Below are 21,602 nucleotides of genomic sequence, written 5' to 3'. Positions count from 1 at the left end.
AGCAAATGCAGCAATATTATTGTGATTATTGTAAAACGCTATATAAAGAACAAGGAGTTTGTCGTGTCTGTGGTCAAATCATTGATAAAACGATTATCATTGATGTGCATAAGCAAGGCAATAAATAAGCAATTATAATTGGTAAAGTTTGCGTAATGCCAAGAGAGCCACTTTAAGATATGATAAAAGGGCACAGCAACTCCTTCAAAACACATCTTTCTGAGCCGAATGAGATAACTCATTCGGCTTTTTTTTATGCAAAAAATGAACGAGAAAGATTAAAAACCATCAATGCATAAATATCCTTATTAAGGAAAAAATACCCGTACATAGACAGAAAGGGAGTTCCTTATGCCAGCTATTTTATCTATCTCAGAAGTACCCCCATCAAATGAAATTACTCAAAATGAAGTGGTAGCATTTGCACGCCACTTATTTGGGCAATCTTTCAAAGATATCGATCGTTTATTAAAAGTATTTCAAAACGGACAAATTGAAAAACGTCATTTTGCCAAAGAACTAGATTGGTTTAAAGAGGACCATAGCTTTGCTGATAAAAATGATGCCTTCATTGAAACGGGAGTAAAACTTGGGTGTGAGGCGATTGAAAAGTGTTTAACAACGAGGGAGTTTCTAAATCAACCTATTAAGTATCAAGAGATAGATGCGATTTTTACGATTACTAGCTCAGGTTTAGCTACACCATCGCTTGAGGCAAGAATAATGAATCTATTACCCTTTTCTGAGCAAACAAAAAGGATCCCAATATGGGGCTTAGGCTGTGCAGGTGGTGCATCGGGTTTATCAAGGGCTTATGAATATTGCTTAGCTTATCCAAAAGCAAAGGTTTTAGTATTAACAATTGAATTATGCAGTTTAACTTTTCAAAGAAATGATCGCTCTAAGAGTAATCTTGTTGGTACTTCTTTATTTGCTGATGGTGTTGCCTGTGCATTAATCGCTGGTGATGAAAGTGGTTATCAAAAATATCAGAAATTGCCTGCCATCCCCCATATATACGGGACACAATCAACGACAAAAAAGGATTCGCTTGATGTAATGGGTTGGGACGTAAAGGATGATGGTTTATATGTCATATTCTCAAGAGATATTCCCACAATTATTGAAGGCTGGCTGAAGCCAAATGTACAGACATTCTTAAATCAATTCTCATTACAAATAACCGATTTGCAACATTTTATTGCTCATCCAGGTGGAAAAAAAGTGATTGATGCTTATCAAGCGTCTTTACAAATTCCTGCTGAGATGACCGCCACTTCACTTGACGTTCTAAGGGAGTTCGGCAATATGTCATCAAGCACAATATTATATGTTTTGCGAAGGTTTTTTCTCCTTGGAAAAAAGGATGATATAGGTTTGGCAACTGCCTTAGGGCCGGGTTTTAGCTCGGAATTACTTTTATTAAAATGGAGGTGAATTAAATGTTTTTTTATTTTCTTCTATTTGTTATTTCTCAACGGTGTATCGAGTTAATCGTCGCAAGATTCAATGAGGATTGGATGAAAAAAAGAGGTGGCATTGAATTTGGTCAAAGTCATTATCCACTAATCGTTATGGTACATAGTTTGTTTTTTATTGTTTTAACAGTTGAGGTAATTGTGTTCGGTAAAGGATTATCTCCTTATTGGTATTATTTACTGCCGTTATTTATACTCACACAAGTGATAAGAATATGGGCGTTATCTTCCTTAGGGAGGTTCTGGAATACAAAGATTATTGTTTTACCCAAAGCAAAAGTGGTAACTAAAGGACCATACCGTTGGCTAAAGCACCCAAACTATACAGTCGTTGCAATGGAGTTTCTTATTATGCCTCTATTGTTTCAAGCTTACTATACTGCCCTGGTTTTCACTCTGTTAAATTTCTTTATTTTAGCCATTCGTATTCCAGTTGAGGAAGAAGCATTAAAAGCATTAACGAAATATGAAGAAGCGTTTCCTATGAAGAGAGATGAAGAAATAGGAAAAATTTGAAAAAGGTTTATTTTAGTATTGAAAATCATTCTCGATTATGATAAATTATTAATTGAAGATGATACTTATTCTCAATTAATGAAAGGCGTGATACATTTGACAGCTCTTTTTGTGGTTGGCACTATCGCTGTTTATGGTGCAGTAATGAAATATGTGTTGAATGGTGTTACAAAGTCAGAAGCAAAATCTTAAATTAGCGTTTACCCCTTTATTACATATAGGAAGAAGCCTTAGTGAGTGAGGCTTCTTCTTTTTTTTGGTGAAAATACCAATTTTCATAACGAAAGGTTCACTTTACCCCATATTTATAATATATTAATACCTATATAGGAAAAAAGCTTGCGCAATTATAATAGTAGTAAATTGATGTGACAAGGGGATTAATTATGGTTCAAACAGTGGGTAAACAACTTAGTCAAAATGAATTAATTGAAAGAATAGCAGCATTATCATTGTTTTTTGAACAAAATGGAGATAATGTTTCTGCTTCAAGAGCAAGAGACCTCGTCTATAAATTACGAGATTCACAATACGCGATTGCATTTTGTGGACATTTCTCTGCGGGTAAATCGAGCATGATCAATAAAATTGTGGGAGAAAACTTACTGCCATCCAGCCCTATCCCAACAAGTGCGAATTTAGTTAAAGTGAAATCTGGAGAGGATTATGCCAAGGTGTATCTTAAGGAAGGGATGCCAAAGCTCTATCCTGCACCTTATGATTATGAAAAAATTAAAAAATATAGTAAAGATGGAGACCTCATTCATACTGTAGAAATTAGCCATTCGGAAACAAATTTGCCAAAAGATACGGTTATTATGGATACACCAGGAATTGATTCAACAGATGATGCGCATAGAATTGCTACTGAGTCGGCTCTACATTTAGCTGATATGGTCTTTTATGTGATGGATTATAATCATGTGCAATCAGAACTCAACTTCTTATTCACTAAAGACTTAACTGCAGCGGGTAAACAAGTATACTTAATTATCAATCAAATAGATAAGCATCGAGAAGAAGAATTAAGTTTTCAACATTTTACTGAAAGTGTAAAGGATTCTTTCGCCTCGTGGGGCGTTCAACCTGAAAGAATCTTCTATACATCGTTGAAGAAACCAGAGTTACCACATAATGATTTTTCTGCTCTTCAGAAATTCATCTACGAGCAAATTGGCCAAAAAGATAGGCTCTTACCACAATCTGTTCTTCACTCATTACAGAAATTAACTGAAGAACATTTTATCTTCTTAGAAGAAAAAGACGCTCATGACATAGCAGCTAATGAGGAAATTTTAGCAGCTCTGCCTGAAGATGAACGAGCGCTCGTATTTGAAAAGATTGAACAATTACAGTCACATAAACAAGCATTGCAGCAAAAAAAATATCAGGCAGAAATTGATTTGAATCATGATATGGAAGATATCTTAAATAATGCTTATTTAATGCCGTTTCAAACGAGAGAATTAGCTGAAAATTATTTAGAATCAATGCAACCTGGCTTTAAAGTGGGCCTATTATTTGCGAAGGCTAAAACTGAACAAGAACGAAGTACAAGGCTAAGTCTTTTATATAACGATTTAAAGGAAAAAGTCCAATCGCAAATTGAATGGCATGTGAAAGAGTTATTCTTAAAAAAATTAAAAGATGATCACATACATCATAATGAGTTACAGTCACAAGCTCAAAACATTAATATCAATATACCAGAAAGCCTGTTAAAGACAGCTATTAAAGAAGGGGCGAGGCTCTCAGGTGATTATGTTTTGCAATATACACGGGATGTGTCTGATGCTGTAAAAAAAGAAACGAAGAAACAAATAATTAACTGGAAAGAGTTGTATTTGAAAGAGTTAGAAGAGTTAGCTAATGAAAAAATTCTCGCAATGAAAGATGAATGGGATGCTTATGCTCGTTTCGGTGAGGCACTTAGTATATTAAAGGAAATTAAAGCAAAACAATCAGAGCAAAAAGCAGAAATTAAGAAACTATTGGCAGGAGAGCTAGACCATAAAAAAGTTTCAGCTTCCGTCCAAGAGTTAATGAGACCAAAGGATGAAGATGTCCAAATTATTCGTGAAGGTGAAGAAGAGTTTGTTGATACTAAACAAGTAGTGAGTACTCATTCAATTGTTGAAAAAGAAATGAACCAAGAAAATAATCATGAAGCTGATATCGAGGCTCTAATTAGTAAGCTCGAGCATACCGCAAAAGAGTTACGAGATATCCCAGGTTTCCACAAAATATCAGCAGAGCTATTAGAGAAAGCTGACCGACTACAATCACGCAGTTTCACTGTTGCTTTGTTTGGTGCCTTTAGTGCTGGAAAATCTTCGTTTGCCAACGCATTAATTGGTGAAAAAATCTTGCCGGTATCGCCAAATCCAACAACTGCTGCCATTAATAAAATTATGCCTGTTACTGCAGAGTACCCTCATGGTACCGTTAAGGTATTTGTAAAAAGTGAAAAAGTCATGTTTGCAGATATTAATCGTTCGCTACAAGTCTTTAATCAACAAGCACAATCATTTACTGAAGCTATAGGGAAGATAGATGTGATTTTAAAAGAGCATCATGATTTTGATGCGCATGAAAAAACGCACTTTGCCTTTCTTGCGGCCTTTGCCAAAGGGTATAATAATTTTCAAGAAAAGTTTGGTAAAGAAGTGATAACAGACCTCACAGAACTAGCAGATTATGTTGCTAAAGAAGAAAAATCATGTTTTGTTGAGATGATTGAAGTATTTTATCAATGTGAATTGACTGACAGAGGCATTACACTCGTTGATACTCCAGGTGCGGATTCCATTAACGCACGTCATACAGGAGTAGCTTTTGACTATATTAAAAACTCAGATGCCATTCTTTTCGTGACGTACTATAATCATGCTTTCTCCAAAGCCGATCGTGAGTTCCTTATACAGTTGGGCCGGGTTAAAGATGCGTTTGAACTTGATAAAATGTTCTTTGTTGTCAACGCTATTGACCTTGCAAGTGATGAAGAAGAGAAAAACGATGTCTTGCAATATGTTCATGATCAGCTCATTCAATACGGCATTAGAAGACCAACCTTACATGGGTTATCGAGTTTACAGGCATTATTCGAAAAACAATCAGGTGAAGAACATTCTTCTGGAATGAAGGATTTTGAAGAAAGTTTCTATCGTTTCATTAATCACGATTTGATGTCACTTTCATTATCTGCTGCTGAACTTGAGTGGAATCGAGTAATGAACCAATTGCGTACATTTATTGAATCTTCTAAAGAAAGTAAAGAAGCAAAGTTAGCAAAAAGAGAACTTCTAACGAATGAACTAGCGATTATTAAAGAGAAGATTGCTAAAGATGATCTTGATTTATTAACTCAAGCATTAAATCAAGAAGCGGACGAACTAGTGTTTTATATCAAACAAAGAGTTTTCTTACGATTTAATGATTTCTTAAAAGAATCTTTTAATCCAGGACAATTAAAAGAGGATGGCCGTGATATGAAAAAAGCGCTCCAAGTAGCTTTAGAGGACTTTTTACAAAGTTTCGGATTTGACTTTGCCCAAGAATTGCGAGCGACGACCATTCGTCTAGAAGTATTTATAGGAAAGTTATTACAACAAACATACGAGAAACGAAGTAACCAAGTAAACCAATTGAATCGCGATGTAACCTTTAGTCGTCCAGAAAATCCTTCTTTTGAAGGGGTGAATTTTGAGTCTGCTTTCAGTAACGTGGATCGCACTACATTTAAAAAAGCAATGAGTTATTTTAAAAACCCTAAGAACTTCTTTGAGAAGAATGAAAGAAAATTACTGGCAGAAAGTCTTGAGGAAAGCTTGCAAGAACCAACAGATGTATATTTACAAGAATCATCTAAACAACTCAAAGATTATTATGATGAGAAACTTTCAGCCGTTTATCAACAACTACTGTCTGATTTAATTGCTGAATCAGAAGAGTATTATAAAGGGTTGTTAGCAACATTATCTCAAGACTTCCCAATTGAACAGTTAGTTGCAACAGAAGAACGTCTGAGGGCCTATTAAGGCATTGGAGGTGACATGCTTGAAAGATGTAAATACCTTTCATGTATGTGCAACTTGTATAAACTTCTTAGCCGTTAAAAATGAAAATGGAATGAGATATTTTTGTGAACGTTTAGGTTATGAAACGAAGCCTAATTACAAGTTTAATTGCTGGGAGCCTAAGGATCATGTGAAAAGACTCATTGAAAAAAGAAAGGGTGACGGGGATGAACAGCTTAGTTAACGTAGAATGGCTCTTCCAACATCTAAATGATGTGAGAGTAATTGATTGTAGATTTAACCTCGCTAATCCTGAAGAAGGATTTGAGCAGTATCGCACCGGTCATATTCCCGGCGCTGTTTATTTTCACCTAGAACAAGATCTATCATCAAAAGTAGAAAAGCATGGGGGTAGACATCCACTGCCTTTAACAGAGCAATTTGTCGAAAAGGCAGAAGCGGTCGGTTTAACGAATGATACAAAAATTGTCGTTTATGACAACGGGGAAGGGTCATTTGCTGCTCGTTGTTGGTGGGTGTTTCACTATTTTGGTCATGAGAAAGTATATATTTTAGATGGCGGCTTTAAAGAATGGCTAGCTTCAGGTCATCCTACTGAAAGCAAGGTTCAGTCATTTGGACGCGGTGAATTCACAGCAACCATTCAAACGGACATGGTTGCCGATTACAAACAAGTAAAAGAAGCAATTGGGCATCCGAATAATGAAGTGGTGTTAATTGATTCAAGAGAAGAAAAGAGATATCTCGGTTTGATTGAACCGATTGATAAGAAAGCAGGTCATATACCTGGAGCAATGAATAAAGTTTGGATGGACACTCTAAGTGAAGGCAAGTTTAAATCAATTGATGAGCAAAAGCAACGGTTTTCAGAAATTGAGAAAGACAAGCAGATTATAGTTTATTGTGGTTCAGGGATTACGGCCTCCCCCAATTATTTAGCATTAAAAGAAGCAGGTTACAAAAATGTAAAGCTCTATCCTGGTAGCTTTAGTGACTGGATTTCTTATGAGGAGCATTCGGTTGCAACGAAAGAGAAATAATTTTATAGGAAAACCGAACTCTTTGTCACCTTAACTGGTTGCGATGACAACGGATTTTCCTCTTTTTTTTGCAGCAATAAATCAGTTACAGAGCGAAAACCATACATTTTTTATATCTATGTTATAATAATGATACTTTAGATGGAGGAGGAACAACTTTGAACGAAAATCAACAACTACAAAACCCGCGATTCCTTCTTGTAGATGGGATGGCTTTATTATTTCGAGCTTATTTTGCAACAGCTGTAACTGGTCAATTTATGTATAACTCTAAAGGAACGCCAACGAATGGCATATATGGATTTATGAAGCATTTCTTAATGGGTGTGAACCATTTTAACCCTAGCCATGTTGCCGTTTGTTGGGATATGGGCAGTAAAACATTCAGAACAGATATGTATAACGGGTATAAATCAAATCGACCGGAAGCACCGATTGAATTGGTCCCACAATTTGAGCTGGCGAAAGATATGGTAGCGAGCTTTGATATTCCAAATATCGGTGTTACAGGTTATGAAGCAGATGATTGTATCGGCACGCTTTCACAGGTTTTAAAAGAAGAAGCAGAGGTTGTGATTCTTACAGGGGATCGTGATATTTTACAGGTATTAGATAAGAATGTATCGGTTGCCCTTTTGAAAAAGGGGATGGGTAATTATGAAGTCCACACACCAGATAGCTTTTATGAAGAGAAAGGGATACAACCAAGGCAGTTAATCGATTTAAAAGCATTTATGGGTGACCCAAGCGATAATTATCCTGGGGTAAAGGGGATTGGTGAGAAGACTGCACTAAAACTCTTACAAACATACGAGCACATAGAAGGCGTATTAGAGAACATTGAAGCACTAACAAAAGGGCAAAAAACTAAAATCGAGCAAGATTTGGACATGCTACATTTAAGCAGACAATTAGCAGAAATTAAATGTGATGTTCCTGTTGAATGTACTTTAGTAGAAGCTGAATGGAAATATAACGTAAATAAAGTTAATCAGAAGCTAGAAGAAATTGAACTAAGAGGTATTGCTAAATTACTGCGTCATCCTGCAGTGATATAACGTTTAAGTCATTGGGAATGGTCATTCCTGATGGCTTTTTTTTGTTATACTAAATTACGTTTTCCCCAACTACACCTTCCAGTTCATCGTATATTGCACTTCCTCTCAATAAATTTACCAAAATTATTATAGCAAGTATTTAGGGAACTAACACAAAATGTATGATAGATCATTCATTAAAAGGAGACGTTATGATGAATTATAATGCTGGAGATATTGTTTATGTATTTTATCGTAATCCGCATACACAAGATGTAGCTAATATTCAGGCTGCTGCTGTCGTCAATAACCCAGAGCGACCAGGTGAGTTAGCATTGTTTTTATATGAAAATTATTATCCATTAACAGAGGAAGTGGCTGTTTTCTCAAATGAAGCAGAAGCATATGAAACATATGGAAACTATTTTGATGATACCCTTCAAGGAGGGATAGACGATTGAAGCCATTCGAGCCAAAACTTGTTTATTTTGAACCGAACGCGCTGGATTATCCACTTGGCCAACAATTAAAGAAGCGGTTTGAAAATACTGATGTAGAAATTAGATATACAACATCCCATAATCAAGTCAGAAATTTACCAGGGGACAATGATTTTCAAAAATATCGTGTTGCTAAATCTACGTTAGTTGTCGGTATAAGGAAAACGTTAAAGTTTGATACATCAAAACCCTCAGCAGAATATGCGATTCCATTCGCGACTGGATGTATGGGACATTGCCATTATTGTTATCTACAAACAACAATGGGAAGTAAACCTTATATTCGCACATATGTAAATGTAGACGAGATTCTAACTGCTGCTGATGAATATATGGCGGAAAGAGCACCAGAAATAACAAGATTTGAAGCATCTTGTACATCTGATATTGTTGGCATTGACCATATTACTCACACATTAAAAAGAGCGATTGAACATTTTGGGCAATCAGAATATGGTAAATTGCGGTTTGTGACAAAGTTTCATCATGTCGATCATTTATTAGATGCGAACCATAATGGTAAAACACGTTTTCGCTTTAGTGTGAATGCTGATTATGTAATTAAGTTTTTTGAACCTGGAACATCAAGATTGAAAGATCGTATAGCAGCTGCTGGCAAAGTGGCGAGAGCTGGTTATCCACTCGGGTTTATTGTGGCACCTATTTATTTACATGACGGTTGGCAACAAGGATATTATGAAATGTTTGAACGGTTAGAAGCCGAGTTGCCGATTGAAGCAAAAAAAGATTTAACTTTTGAATTTATTCAACATCGTTTTACTAAGCCGGCGAAACGAGTAATTGAAAAAAACTATCCAATGACAAAACTTGAACTAGATGAGGAAAAAAGACGATATAAATGGGGAAAGTATGGAATTGGAAAATATGTTTATAAAAAAGAAGAAGAGGAAGATATAAAGGAGACGCTCTATCAATATATGGTAAAATTCTTTCCTGAAGCAAAGTTAGAATACTTCACTTAATATTGTAGAAACTTGTCGGAAAATAAGCTAAAATATAGGTATTGAGTAGGAGAAAAAGAGGGGACTGGCGCGACCATTGAAATCGTTAGAAGAATATTTATGCCATTTAGAAGGTAAAGGATTTCAGCTTGAAGAAGATAGTATAGGCTTTATATACTTCGGTAAACATTACACAAATGCACCAGATGAATTAGTTAATACAGCAATAGAGATGACATTAAAGGCGCAAAAAACATTTGATGGCAGTTTTTATTTATCACTGTTAGAGCGTTTTATGGGAAATAATATACCGAACCGCAAGGAAGCAATTAACTATATGAAAACGAGTTTGCATATATCTATTTAAAAAATAAAAAATGAACAAGCATGATGTAGAGGCTGAACTGCGCCCCAAATTTTAGACATATGAGCTAACAATTGGAGGTACAGTTCATTTTTTTCGATTGAATTCTCAGTAAAACGATTTTTTTTGCGGCCACTCAGCTAATATCATACCAAGTAGAATGAATAGGCAACCAAACATGGCGATGATCGATAAACGGTCTCCAGCAAAGATATAGCCTGTCAGTGCAGCGAAAACAGGCTCCATTGCAAATATAACAGCGACTCTTGTTGGAGAGGTGAATTGCTGGAAGTGTGTTTGTGCTAAAAAGGCCAGCCCTGTAGCAAAAATACTTGTAATGAGTAAGGCGAATATAACCTCTTGCCTGAATAATAATTCACTATCGTAAGACCATCCCTCATAGACAAAACCTGATAAAATAGAGAGTAAACCCACAGTTGTTACTTGTATAATAGTTAAAATAATAGCTGAATGAGCCTGTGCAAATAAATTTGTTAATATAATATGGAAAGCAAAGCCTAATGCACAAATGAATACAAAACCATCACCTTTATTAAATGCAGAGATATCTTGTGCTGTTAGTAAGTAAAGTCCTAAGGTAGCGACAAATACGCCAATAAAAGCATTACGAGTAATCTTTATGTTTAATATAAAAATTGATAATATAGGGACAAGAATCACACTCAAACCAGTAATAAAACCTGCTTTACTTGAAGAAGTATAATGAAGCCCAATTGTCTGAAATGTATAGGCGATAAAGAGACATAAACCTAACAAGATACCTGCCATTAGTGTACGTTTAGTTAGTCTTTCCCACTGCTTCCTATAAAAAATAATCGCCATTATTGTTAAGAAAAATGCAGCAATAAGAAAGCGGATACCATTAAATGAAAAGGCGCTAAGAGATTGGAGAGCATTTTGTACAAGAACAAAAGTAGTTCCCCAAATGAACGCGACAAGCAGAAGAGAGAAGTCTGCCGTTTTAGTTGACTGCCACATTATTTTTTATTTCTTCGAATAGCCGCTCTTGCCAATTCGTCCGCAGGTTTATTTTGTATACTTGGTATCCACTTCATAAAGAAAAGGTCGAACTGCTTACTTAATTCAAGTGCTTCATCAAGAAGTGGAGCAAACTTTTTATTACGGGCAAATTCCTTTTCAATACTCGCATTTACCACTTGTGAATCCGTGCGAAAGGAAACGGTTCGATAATTATTTTCTATGCAAATTCTTAATGCTAAAATCAATGCTTGAAACTCCGCTTCATGGTTCTCCATATTTCCAAGTGGAATACTATGCCTCTCTACAATTCCGTTCGCTTTTATAAATATTCCTGCACCACTCGGACCAGGATTACCAGCACTTGCACCGTCTATATATACTTCAATCAATGCAATTCCTCCTTTTGTGATAAAATAGTGGGAGTTCTTTGTAATGCGATGAAGGAGAAATGTTCATAATAATCGTATACATTAAAGAGATATTTTGCTACAGAAAGACATATGATGAAAAATACAAACTACAAGTAAGTGTAGCATACAAGCACCTTATTTTTGAATCATCATTTTATTAAAAGGCGTGTTAAAATAAATGAAATATCAATTGATTGCAGCTTATAAACTAAAAAATAACGAAAGCTATTTATTTTCTTCCGAATGGTTAGATGGTGAGTCTGCTCTTGATATGGGAGAAGAGTTTTCTCATCATCCTAAATGGACAGAAATAAAGTGTTTGGATGAAAACGGTACATCTTGGACCATAAAAGAATTAAATAAGCTATTAGAAGAAGTAGAGGAAGAACCGCATGATTTAGTGATTTATTTTGATGGTGGCTTTCATGACGAAACGAAGACCTCAGGCTTAGGTGCTGTTATCTACTATCGACAAGGAAAGAAAAAGTATCGTATAAGAGCCAATGAATGTTTTCACGAGTTAGAATCAAATAATGAAGCGGAATATGCTGCCCTTTTCTTTGCTCTTTCACAATTAGAAGAATTAAATGTCAGTCGGCAGAGTTGTGAAATAAGAGGAGATGCAAAAGGACTATTAATGCAATTAGCTGGCGAATGGCCTTGTTATGAGAAAGTATTAAATGATTGGTTAGATCGGATTGAGGAAAAGCTGAGCCTATTATCATTAAATGTAACGTACACTCCTATTGTAAGAAAAGATAATCAGGAAGCACATAAGTTAGCGACACAAAGTTTAAACGGGAAAAGAATCTATAGTAAAATGCAGTTGTTATAGGAAGGAAGGTTTATTGTGGATGAGAAAAAGAAATTAGTAAAAGAGGTTGATCAAGTCATTGATTTTTATTGTGAGGATTGTTTCTTATACAAATATCATCGTAAAGAATATGGACGAAACTTTGCTCACCGATTTTGTATAACCAAATGTACTGTGGGAGAAAAAATCCAAAGTATTGGCAAAAATTTTACATAATAAAAGGCTGGCAATTTTGCCAGCCTTGATTATATACAGATTAAAGTTTTACAACGTTAGCAGCTTGAGGTCCGCGGTTACCTTCAACGATTTCGAAAGAAACTTCTTGACCTTCTTCTAAAGATTTGAAGCCTTCGCCAGTGATAGCTGTGAAATGTACGAATACATCGTCTCCACCTTCAACTTCGATGAAACCGAAACCTTTTTCATTGTTAAACCATTTTACTTTACCGTTTTGCATGTGAACTTTTCCTCCTAAAACTTTGAAGGCTCCAAGCCTTCAGAAAAAATTTTCATCCAACATAAACATACTGCAATATTATCATGGAATATAGGAAATATATTCTGTTAAATGATGTATTAAATATACAATACTAATCGAATTCCGTCAAGAAATCTGAAAGTTTTTTCTTTAAAATATTGTAAAAATTTCAGTTTTTTCTCCAGGGTGTGGAGTGGCGCTACTAAGTTGGGTTATCAAATGGATATTTTGGTGATAGAAGTAGCTTTATTTAGAAGAATATAACCATCCTAAATGATTGGTTCAAAGTAAGAATGACAAGCTTAGATACATGTTTTTCTATTATGGTTATTAGGAAGAAAGTGTCATAATTAATCGCGGCATTCATATGATAGGTAAATCAATCAAAGAAGGTGGCCATATGTATCGTTTTCGCATCAATGAGAGGGAGTGGATTTTGCGTTTTGCTATTAATGTGGATGCTGATGATATAGAAAAGAATATTATTTTTCAATCGATTGTTAAAATGGGACATGAGATTTTACACTATAATCATGGGGATTCCTTTATTTTATTTGACAAAGATATCGGTGCGATCATTTTTTCAATTGAGACGATCCCATCATATATCCTCACCGTTGCTAACATTATAAATGAAGTCGATTGGTTCCAAATAAAAAATGGCATCGTTTCGAGGAAAAAAGATCAGCATTAGTGATTCTTTAGTCTCTTATGAGAAAAAAATTGTTCCTGAAGTTGATAAACGAACCTTAGTTTGATGCAGTTTATAATAGAAATTGAGAAACCCGCTGTTTGCGGGTTTTTTCTGTTTTGTCATGTTTACTTATTGACGGTTTTTTCACCATGAGTTAAAATGTTGCACATAGGAAACTTTTATAGATTTAGTTAAAAAAAGTGTATCGATTAAAAAAGTATGCATATAATCAAATAAGGAATATAAAGGGAGAGAAGGGTAGAGATGAAAAGAATATTAGTTACTATGTTTAGTTTAATGGTGCTTGCCGCTTGTTCAAGTAATGAAGCAGGAAATACCGAAAATGATCAATTGAAAGTAACAACGACTATTGCTCAAATAGCTGATGGTATTGAGCATATCGGTGGTGAACATGTGGAAGTAAATAGTCTGATGGGACCAGGCACAGATCCACATCTATATAAAGCTACGCAAAGTGATATTAGTCTGCTTCAAGATGCGGATTTAATTATGTATAATGGCTTGCACTTAGAAGGCAAGATGCTTGAAGTGTTAGAGAAAATGGGCGAGAAAACTACTGTTGTGGCAGTAGGCGATTCATTAGAAGAATCCAACTTACTAGCTGATAAAGATAATCAAAATGCGGTAGACCCACATATTTGGTTCGATATTGATTTGTGGATAGAGGCATTGACTACAGCAAAGGATGCATTGATTGAAGTTGATCCTGAAAATAAAGATGATTATGAAGCGAATGCAGAAGCCTATTTTACAGAGCTGAGAGAATTAAAAGCATATGCCACAGAACAAATTCATTCAATTCCTGAAGAGAAACGTGTTCTAGTCACTGCTCATGACGCGTTTAATTACTTTGGTAATGCTTATGATATGGAAGTTATGGGTTTACAAGGGTTAAGTACAGACGCTGAATATGGTTTAGGTGATGTGCAACATTTAGTGAATACAATTGCTGATAGAGAAATCAATGCCGTTTTTGTAGAGTCAAGTATATCCGAACGATCAATTAATGCAGTGATTGAAGGAGCGAAGGAAAAGGGCCATACGGTAAGTATAGGTGGAGAACTATACTCTGATGCTATGGGAGAAGAGGGCACTGAACTAGGCACTTATGTTGGTATGTATAAACATAATGTAGATACGATTGTTCAATCATTAAAATAAAGATTGTTTTTATGTAAGTGTATATAGGAGTGATTATAGTGACAAATCCAATAGAAATAAAAAATTTAACTGTAGCCTATGATAAAACGGCAGTACTAAAGGATATTCAATTCTCAATACCAAAAGGCAGTTTAACCGGAATTGTTGGACCAAATGGTGCCGGAAAATCTACTTTGATTAAAGCGATATTGGGCCTAATTCCTAAAGTGTCAGGTGAGATTAAAATATACGGAAAACCTTACAAAGCAAAAGATCGTCTGGTGGGTTATGTGCCCCAACGAGGGTCAGTGGATTGGGATTTTCCAACAAGTGCATTAGATGTTGTCTTAATGGGAAGGTATGGCCATATCGGTTGGTTTAAACGACCAGGTAAAGAGGATACGGCACTCGCAAAAGAAAGTTTGAAGAAAGTGGGAATGGATTCCTACGCCAATAGGCAAATAAGTCAATTATCCGGTGGGCAACAGCAAAGGGTATTCTTAGCAAGAGCGCTCGTTCAAGATGCACAAGTTTACTTTATGGATGAACCCTTTGTCGGTGTGGATGCAGCAACAGAGAAAGCGATTATACAATTATTAACAGACCTTAAAGATCAAGGGAAAACGGTAATTGTTGTTCATCACGACCTACAAACAGTTGAAGAATACTTTGACCATTGTATTTTATTAAATAAAGAAGTCATTGCATCTGGTGTCACTGAAGAGGTTTTTAAAGTAGAACAATTACACCAAACATACGGGGGCAAGCTAGCTTTTTTAGATAAAGGAAAAGTAATGGTGGAACAAAAGAGGTGACATGAGTGATGGAACAAATAGGGCAAATGCTACTAGCAGCAAATACGCAGTGGGTGTTAATTGGTACGCTTCTTCTAGGGTTAGCTAGCGGTATTTTAGGGAGTTTTGCCTTACTAAGAAAACAAAGCTTAATCGGAGATGCTGTTGCACATGCTGCATTACCAGGAATATGTATAGGGTTTATGTTAACAGGAGAGCGGTCGCTCATCATCCTTTTAATAGGAGCGACCCTTACAGGTTTACTAGCTGCTTATTGTATTCAATACATTGCCTCCGCGTCTATTTTAAAAGAAGATACGGCCATTTGTTTAATTCTATCCACGTTTTTCGGCGTAGGTATTGTCTTATTAACGAAAGTACAGCAAATGCCTTCTGGCAATAAGAGCGGTCTAGATTCTTTTATCTTTGGTCAGGCAGCAGGAATGGTTAGTAGTGATGTGAAATTAATGGCAGGGGCAGCGGCATTATTACTTATGGTGACCATTATTTTCTTTAAAGAATTTAAACTAATTACTTTTGATGTGGAATTCGCTAAAGGCTTAGGTTTACCGGTTAGCGCGTTAAACTTTTTGTTTATGACCCTTTTAGTAGCTGTTGTTGTAATCGGTATTCAGGCAGTCGGTGTCATTCTGATGGCGGCATTACTTATTACACCTGCGATATCTGCCCGTTATTGGACGAATTCACTTAGTAAAATGGTCATGATTTCTGGCATATTCGGAGCGATATCAGGTGTGATTGGTACTTTGATTAGTTCACTAGATAGAGGGATTCCAACTGGCCCCTTTATCGTAGTAACTGCTACGATTATCTTTTTTATATCCATTCTATTTGCACCTGCCCGTGGTATCATCACACTTAAAATCAAACGGAGAATGACCAATCAAAAGCTTCTTCGTGAACAAGGGCAGGTGAAGTAGATGAGTTATGAAATTTGGATTATTATTGTCGCATCATTAGTGGGCATTACTTGTGGTGTAATCGGCTGTTTCCTCATTTTACGGAAGTTGGCGATGCTTGCTGATGCAATTAGTCATACAGTCTTGTTGGGGATTGTGCTTGCTTTTCTAATCAGTCAATCAATGAATGGAATTTATATGCTCATCGGTGCTGCAATAGTTGGTTTATTTACGGCTATGCTTATCCAATTTCTTAATCATAAGGGCATTCAGGAAGACGCATCAATTGGCGTCGTGTTTACCTTCTTTTTTGCTATTGGCGTGATACTTATCACAGTGTTTGCTGATAGTGTTCATTTAGATGTCGACCATGCTTTAATGGGTGAAATTGCCTTTGTTCCATTCGACATGGTGGAAATCGGTTTTTTACCACCGCTTCCAAAAGCATTCATCATGTTAATGAGTATACTGATATTAAATATTATTTTGATGATGTTATTTTATAAAGAACTAAAAATTACATCTTTTGACCCTGCACTTGCTGCTTCTATCGGTATTCCAGTTATGTTTATTCATTACTTATTGATGGGCATGGTTTCAGTATCAACTGTCGCTTCATTTGATAGTGTCGGTGCCATACTTGTCGTAGCGATGTTAATAGCACCAGGTGCTTCTGCTTATTTATTAACCAATAAACTAAGTCATATGCTGTGTTTAAGTGCATTCTTCGGAGTAATAGCAGCGATTAGTGGTTATTATGTAGCTACCTGGATTGACAGTTCAATCTCTGGTTCAATGGCGATGATGAGTGGGGTACTATTCGCTCTCGTGTTTATCTTTTCACCAACAAAAGGACTGTTAGGTAAAAAGCTGAATCATAAACGTTTTCGATCAGGAAATACTGCTCCTTAAATCGTGTTCATATGTAATAAAGGCTGTTATTTAAAATAGCAGCCTTTATTCTACTTTTGTTAAATAAAAGTTTACGAACGGGAATGTATAAATCATTTTTAGTAATCCATCTTAAGATATCGACCTCTTACTTCTTGCTTTCTTCACATTTTTTAGTAAGATAGAAACATAATATTTTGATAGAAAAGAGAGTAAGAATGAAACTAATTATTGCAGAAAAACCAGACCAAGGAGCTACACTCGCTTCTGTTTTCCCCAAAAAGAAACACCAAGGCTATATCGAAATTCTTCCTAATCCTATTTTGACAGATGGTGGCTTTATCACATGGGCTATCGGGCATTTATGTCAACTCTCTCCTCCTGAAGTGTATAATACAACTTGGAAAAAATGGACATTAGATACACTCCCTCTTCTACCTAACCAGTTTCAGCACGAAGTCTCCAAAGATAAAATAAAGCAATTCCAGGTCATTAAAAAACTCTTATCACATCCAGAGGTGAATGAAGTTATTCATGCGGGAGATGCAGGGAGAGAAGGGGAACTGATAATAAGAAATATATTGCGTCAAGCAAAATCAAATTTGCCAATGAAGAGATTATGGATTTCTTCATTAACGCCGAATGCCATTAAAAAAGGGTTTCAACAGCTATTAGATGAAGAAGATACGAGAAACCTTTTTTTCGAAGCTTATACAAGGTCATGTGCCGATTGGATTGTCGGAATGAATGCTTCTAGACTATATACGTTATTATTACAACAAAAAGGATTCTCAGATGTATTCTCGGTTGGTAGAGTACAAACACCTACATTAGCATTGATTGTAAAAAAGGAGCTTGAAATTGAATCTTTTGTTTCTGAACCTTTTTGGGAAGTAGAAGCAACCTTCAAGATCACCGGGAAAAAATATAAGGGGAAATGGGAAGATAAGGGTAATAGTCGTATTATGGACAGCGCATTAGCTGAGAAAATTGCTTTGTTTTGCCAAGGGAAGGAAGCAACAATAGCAGATATAAAAAAGGAAAAGAAAGAATTCCTACCGCCTCAATTGTATAATTTGTCAGCACTTCAGGCAGAAGCAAATCGGCGTTATAAATTCTCACCTAAGAAAACACTTGATATTGTTCAAAAGTTATACCAAAAAGGGTGGGTTTCTTATCCTCGTTCCGATTCAAGGCATATTACCACGGAGGAGGCCAACACATTGCCACAAATTTTGGCTCGTTATGAAAAAATAAAGGATTATGAGGATTTCTTTCCTTTACCGTTTTCCTCCATCATTCAGAATAAGCGCTATGTGGATGAAAAGAAAGTGACTGACCATTATGCCATTATTCCGACTGAGCAAATTCCAGACTTCTCCAAACTTGCTTCTGAGGAGAAAAAACTTTATGACCTAATTGCGAAAAGTGTCATCGCTGCCCACCATAAGAAAGCAATAATCGAGTACTCAACAATTAGAACTCTGGTTGATGAGCGAGCGATGTTCATTTCTAAAGGGAAAGTAATTGTTGATCAAGGCTATCGCCAAGTGATTTCTCCAGTTGAGAAAGATAAAGATGTGAATCTCCCCTTATTAGATAAAGGAGATAAAGGAATAACAGAAAAAACAGAAGTAAAGGAGAGTAAAACACAGCCTCCTAAAAGATACACTGAAGGTCAATTAATAACGTTGATGAAAACAGCAGGAAAACATATCGATGATAAAGAACTTGAACAAGTATTAACACAGACAGAAGGACTTGGAACTGAAGCAACAAGAGCGGGCATTATTACGATGCTAAAAGATCGTGGTTATATTGATGTGAAAAAGAATATAGTCTATGCTACTTCAAAAGCTAAGGTTCTCATTATCGCGGTTGGTAAAGAGATATTAGCATCTCCTGAAATGACGGCGAAATGGGAGCAACGCTTAAAGCAAATCTCTAAAGGAGAGGCATCGCCTAAACAATTTATGGATCAAACAAGTCAAATGGTCCATCATTTAATTGCCGCTACGAAGGAAGTAACGAATGAATGGATATTCTCTGAAGAAGATAAACAACAATTTATCCCAAAAACATTTAAGAAAAAGCGACAATCCCCATTAGGCAATTGTCAATTATGTGATGGTCAAGTGGTAGACAAGGGTAAATTTTTTGGTTGCAGCAACTATCAGAAAAAGAATTGTACATTTACCTTATCTAAGAAAATTCTCGGTAAGTCAATGACACAAAAAATAGTGAAACAACTGTTGAAAAGTGGTGAGACTGATGTGCTGGAGGGTTTCCAAGGGAAAGACAAATTGTTTGCAGCAGCATTGGTGTGGGATAAAAAGGAAAATAAAATTAAATTTAAGTTTCCAACCTAAGTCTTTCCGTCTATTCCCATATCTTCCTTGTTTCATGAGGATTCTTATAGTAATATTTTAAGTAGTGGTTTTTCATTTGCGTTATAACAGCTTATGAAACCACTATCATTATGCTTTTTTTGATCAAGTAAGCGGCTATACTGTATGTAACAAATATCGTTTATCATAGATGTTAGCCTTTTTTGGGAGGATCCACATGCCAACACCTAGTATGGAAGATTATATAGAACAAATCTATTTATTAATTGAAGAAAAAGGCTATGCACGCGTTTCTGATATCGCAGAAGCACTATCTGTCCACCCTTCTTCAGTCACTAAAATGGTGCAGAAATTAGATAAAGATGAATATCTCGTATATGAAAAATACCGTGGTTTAGTATTAACGACAAAAGGAAAGAAAATAGGCAAACGCCTCGTTTACCGCCATGAGTTATTAGAGCAAATGCTTCGAATTATTGGTGTGAAAGAAGAACATATATATGAAGATGTTGAAGGAATTGAACATCATTTAAGTTGGGATGCTATTGACCGCATTGGTGATTTAGTACAGTTTTTCGAAGAGAATAAAGATAGAGTAGAGTCATTAAGAGTGGTGCAACGAAAAAATGAAGAAGAATAAAAGCAGAGTTATGGAGGGTGGATAACTCTGCTTTTTTTACATTAATATAGACAGAAAATTAAATATTTTATATCACATAATGTAAAAATAGGTATAAAGAGGGTTAGGTGAATATTTGATGGCTGAATTTGATTGGAAAAAGGCATCTGCTACAGAATGGGATAAGCGGTCGGATAGTTGGCATGAAAGATCAGAAAGTATGTGGAATGAAGGAAGCCGCAAGGAAATTATCCCTTTCTTCCTTCAGTACCTAAAGGCGAATAATCAGGTATGTGACCTTGGTTGTGGTGATGGAATGGGAGCTTATAAGCTTTCAACACATGCCATCAATGTAGTTGGGGTCGACGTATCTGATGAAATGCTTATAAAAGCAAACCGGGTGAACCAAACGAATGATAACCAATTTATCAAAGGGGATTTATCAGAACTTCCATTTGCTGAGCATCATTTTGACGGGGTGTTGGCAATAAATTCTATGGAATGGACAGAAAATCCGTATAATGCAATGAAAGAGGCTGTGAGAATATTGAAGCCGGGTGGTTATGGGTGTTTTGGGATACTGGGACCAACTGCGGGACCTAGAAACAATAGTTTTCCTAGATTACTAGGAGAAAAGGTCATTTGCAACACGATGATGCCATGGGAGTTTGAACAGCTAATGCAAGGGCTCCCAATGAAAAAAGTGGCAGAGCAAGGTGTTTATAAAAAGGCTGCAGAGTCGTTACCTAAAGGAGGATTACCTCTTCCATTGCAACAAGCACTATCTTTTATGTGGATTTTTATTTTTCAAAAGGAGTGAGCTTATGAGTAGGTACTCATTATCAGAGTTTGTAGAGAAAACAGAGCAAGAAGATAGGGGTCAGGGCCTATTTGAGTTAGAAACGGACCGGTTATTAGAAGTGAACTTACAACAGCAGATTTGGGCAAAAGCTGGTTCCATGATTGCGTATGAAGGTCAAATCAAATTTGTTCGTGAAGGGATTTTAGAACATGGAATTGGGAAAATGTTCAAACGTGCTTTCTCTGGGGAGAGCACAGCTCTTATGAAGGCAACAGGTAGGGGGAAACTCTATTTAGCGGATCAAGGAAAGAAGATTTCCATCATCCGCTTTCATAATGATACATTATGCGTGAGTGCCAATGATTTATTAGCGTTTGAACCAAGTTTGAAGTGGGACGTCAAGCTTATGAGAAAAGTAGCTGGCATCGTTTCAGGTGGACTATTCAATATTCGCTTAGAAGGGGAGGGAATGGCAGCAATAACGACTCATTATGAACCATTAACACTAAAGGTAACTCCTGATAAACCGGTATTAACAGATCCGCATGCAACGGTCGCTTGGTCTGGCCATTTGCAACCGGAATTCGTTGCGGATGTCTCATTCAAAACATTTGTAGGCCGTGGTAGCGGTGACTCAGTGCAAATGAAATTTTCAGGTGAAGGTTTTGTCGTTGTCCAACCGTATGAAGAAGGTGGCTATGTGCAGCAGAATTAGTGTACATGTATTGGTTGTTT

Annotated in this window: 24 protein-coding genes; 21 read left to right on the top strand and 3 right to left on the bottom strand. The window is 36.2% G+C overall.

The window, feature by feature from the left end; translation table 11 throughout:
• Positions 1–351: 351 nt before the first annotated feature.
• From MKX83_RS14885 to MKX83_RS14840, 10 genes are all read left to right on the top strand, one after another.
• The gene (locus MKX83_RS14885; protein ID WP_095372823.1) at positions 352–1,437 is read left to right on the top strand and encodes a type III polyketide synthase; all 1,086 of its coding nucleotides are present in this window, start codon (positions 352–354) and stop codon (positions 1,435–1,437) included.
• Between the two features lie 5 nt (positions 1,438–1,442).
• A complete protein-coding gene (locus MKX83_RS14880) occupies positions 1,443–1,994 on the top strand; it encodes an isoprenylcysteine carboxyl methyltransferase family protein (RefSeq protein WP_095372824.1) in 552 nt (183 codons plus the stop codon).
• 18 nt (positions 1,995–2,012) lie between these two features.
• Positions 2,013–2,186, top strand: a complete 174-nt coding sequence (locus MKX83_RS14875) for a hypothetical protein (RefSeq protein WP_157733949.1) — start codon at positions 2,013–2,015, stop codon at positions 2,184–2,186.
• 194 nt (positions 2,187–2,380) lie between these two features.
• On the top strand, positions 2,381–6,031 hold the full coding sequence (locus MKX83_RS14870; RefSeq protein WP_095372825.1) for a dynamin family protein: 3,651 nt from the start codon (positions 2,381–2,383) through the stop codon (positions 6,029–6,031).
• 19 nt (positions 6,032–6,050) lie between these two features.
• Positions 6,051–6,254, top strand: coding sequence for a hypothetical protein (locus tag MKX83_RS14865; protein WP_095372826.1), 204 nt, complete (start codon positions 6,051–6,053; stop codon positions 6,252–6,254).
• Complete coding sequence (locus tag MKX83_RS14860) at positions 6,238–7,071, top strand: sulfurtransferase (RefSeq protein ID WP_095372827.1); 834 nt, start codon at positions 6,238–6,240, stop codon at positions 7,069–7,071. Before MKX83_RS14865 ends, MKX83_RS14860 begins: the two co-directional genes overlap by 17 nt.
• 158 nt (positions 7,072–7,229) lie before the next feature.
• Positions 7,230–8,129, top strand: coding sequence for a 5'-3' exonuclease (locus MKX83_RS14855; protein ID WP_307313135.1), 900 nt, complete (start codon positions 7,230–7,232; stop codon positions 8,127–8,129).
• Between the two features lie 191 nt (positions 8,130–8,320).
• The gene (locus MKX83_RS14850; protein ID WP_095372828.1) at positions 8,321–8,569 is read left to right on the top strand and encodes a transcriptional regulator SplA domain-containing protein; all 249 of its coding nucleotides are present in this window, start codon (positions 8,321–8,323) and stop codon (positions 8,567–8,569) included.
• Positions 8,566–9,591, top strand: a complete 1,026-nt coding sequence (gene splB, locus MKX83_RS14845; protein WP_095372829.1) for a spore photoproduct lyase — start codon at positions 8,566–8,568, stop codon at positions 9,589–9,591. The genes MKX83_RS14850 and splB overlap by 4 nt, the downstream gene beginning before the upstream one ends.
• Positions 9,592–9,667: 76 nt before the next feature.
• On the top strand, positions 9,668–9,937 hold the full coding sequence (locus MKX83_RS14840) for a DUF6123 family protein (protein WP_095372830.1): 270 nt from the start codon (positions 9,668–9,670) through the stop codon (positions 9,935–9,937).
• A gap of 105 nt (positions 9,938–10,042) precedes the next feature.
• On the opposite strand, the gene MKX83_RS14835 is transcribed toward MKX83_RS14840, so the two are convergent.
• Positions 10,043–10,933 carry a DMT family transporter gene (locus MKX83_RS14835; RefSeq protein WP_095372831.1) on the bottom strand — a complete coding sequence of 297 codons (891 nt, stop codon included), beginning with the start codon at positions 10,931–10,933 and terminating at the stop codon, positions 10,043–10,045.
• A complete protein-coding gene (locus MKX83_RS14830; protein ID WP_095372832.1) occupies positions 10,933–11,325 on the bottom strand; it encodes a reverse transcriptase-like protein in 393 nt (130 codons plus the stop codon). Before MKX83_RS14830 ends, MKX83_RS14835 begins: the two co-directional genes overlap by 1 nt.
• Positions 11,326–11,524: 199 nt before the next feature.
• Here MKX83_RS14830 and MKX83_RS14825 point away from each other — a divergent pair, with 199 nt between their 5' ends.
• Positions 11,525–12,181, top strand: a complete 657-nt coding sequence (locus MKX83_RS14825) for a reverse transcriptase-like protein (protein ID WP_095372833.1) — start codon at positions 11,525–11,527, stop codon at positions 12,179–12,181.
• Positions 12,182–12,196: 15 nt separating this feature from the next.
• Positions 12,197–12,376, top strand: coding sequence for a zinc-finger domain-containing protein (locus MKX83_RS14820; RefSeq protein WP_095372834.1), 180 nt, complete (start codon positions 12,197–12,199; stop codon positions 12,374–12,376).
• A gap of 40 nt (positions 12,377–12,416) precedes the next feature.
• On the opposite strand, the gene cspD is transcribed toward MKX83_RS14820, so the two are convergent.
• On the bottom strand, positions 12,417–12,617 hold the full coding sequence (gene cspD / locus MKX83_RS14815; protein ID WP_053476725.1) for a cold-shock protein CspD: 201 nt from the start codon (positions 12,615–12,617) through the stop codon (positions 12,417–12,419).
• Positions 12,618–13,005: 388 nt separating this feature from the next.
• Between cspD and MKX83_RS14810 the strand changes: the two genes are divergently transcribed.
• From MKX83_RS14810 to MKX83_RS14770, 9 genes are all read left to right on the top strand, one after another.
• The gene (locus MKX83_RS14810; RefSeq protein ID WP_095372835.1) at positions 13,006–13,332 is read left to right on the top strand and encodes a hypothetical protein; all 327 of its coding nucleotides are present in this window, start codon (positions 13,006–13,008) and stop codon (positions 13,330–13,332) included.
• A gap of 264 nt (positions 13,333–13,596) precedes the next feature.
• Positions 13,597–14,514 carry a metal ABC transporter solute-binding protein, Zn/Mn family gene (locus MKX83_RS14805; protein ID WP_095372836.1) on the top strand — a complete coding sequence of 306 codons (918 nt, stop codon included), beginning with the start codon at positions 13,597–13,599 and terminating at the stop codon, positions 14,512–14,514.
• 38 nt (positions 14,515–14,552) lie between these two features.
• Positions 14,553–15,308 (top strand): metal ABC transporter ATP-binding protein, encoded by a 756-nt coding sequence (locus MKX83_RS14800; RefSeq protein ID WP_445293164.1) that lies wholly within the window; start codon positions 14,553–14,555, stop codon positions 15,306–15,308.
• Between the two features lie 8 nt (positions 15,309–15,316).
• Entirely contained in the window at positions 15,317–16,228 is a 912-nt protein-coding gene (locus MKX83_RS14795; protein WP_307313741.1) for a metal ABC transporter permease, read from the top strand.
• On the top strand, positions 16,229–17,119 hold the full coding sequence (locus MKX83_RS14790) for a metal ABC transporter permease (protein ID WP_341056070.1): 891 nt from the start codon (positions 16,229–16,231) through the stop codon (positions 17,117–17,119).
• A gap of 197 nt (positions 17,120–17,316) precedes the next feature.
• A complete protein-coding gene (locus MKX83_RS14785) occupies positions 17,317–19,467 on the top strand; it encodes a DNA topoisomerase III (RefSeq protein WP_095372839.1) in 2,151 nt (716 codons plus the stop codon).
• A gap of 196 nt (positions 19,468–19,663) precedes the next feature.
• A complete protein-coding gene (gene mntR / locus MKX83_RS14780; protein ID WP_095372840.1) occupies positions 19,664–20,086 on the top strand; it encodes a transcriptional regulator MntR in 423 nt (140 codons plus the stop codon).
• A 118-nt stretch (positions 20,087–20,204) separates the two neighbouring features.
• Complete coding sequence (locus tag MKX83_RS14775; RefSeq protein ID WP_095372841.1) at positions 20,205–20,885, top strand: class I SAM-dependent methyltransferase; 681 nt, start codon at positions 20,205–20,207, stop codon at positions 20,883–20,885.
• A gap of 4 nt (positions 20,886–20,889) precedes the next feature.
• The gene (locus MKX83_RS14770) at positions 20,890–21,582 is read left to right on the top strand and encodes an AIM24 family protein (RefSeq protein WP_095372842.1); all 693 of its coding nucleotides are present in this window, start codon (positions 20,890–20,892) and stop codon (positions 21,580–21,582) included.
• Positions 21,583–21,602: the final 20 nt, after the last annotated feature.

The organism is Cytobacillus sp. FSL M8-0252 (genome assembly GCF_038007345.1).
GTDB lineage: Bacteria > Bacillota > Bacilli > Bacillales > Cytobacillaceae > Cytobacillus > Cytobacillus kochii.
The sequence above is the reverse complement of the archived record's forward strand: the minus strand, read 5'-3'. Positions and strand labels throughout refer to the sequence as shown.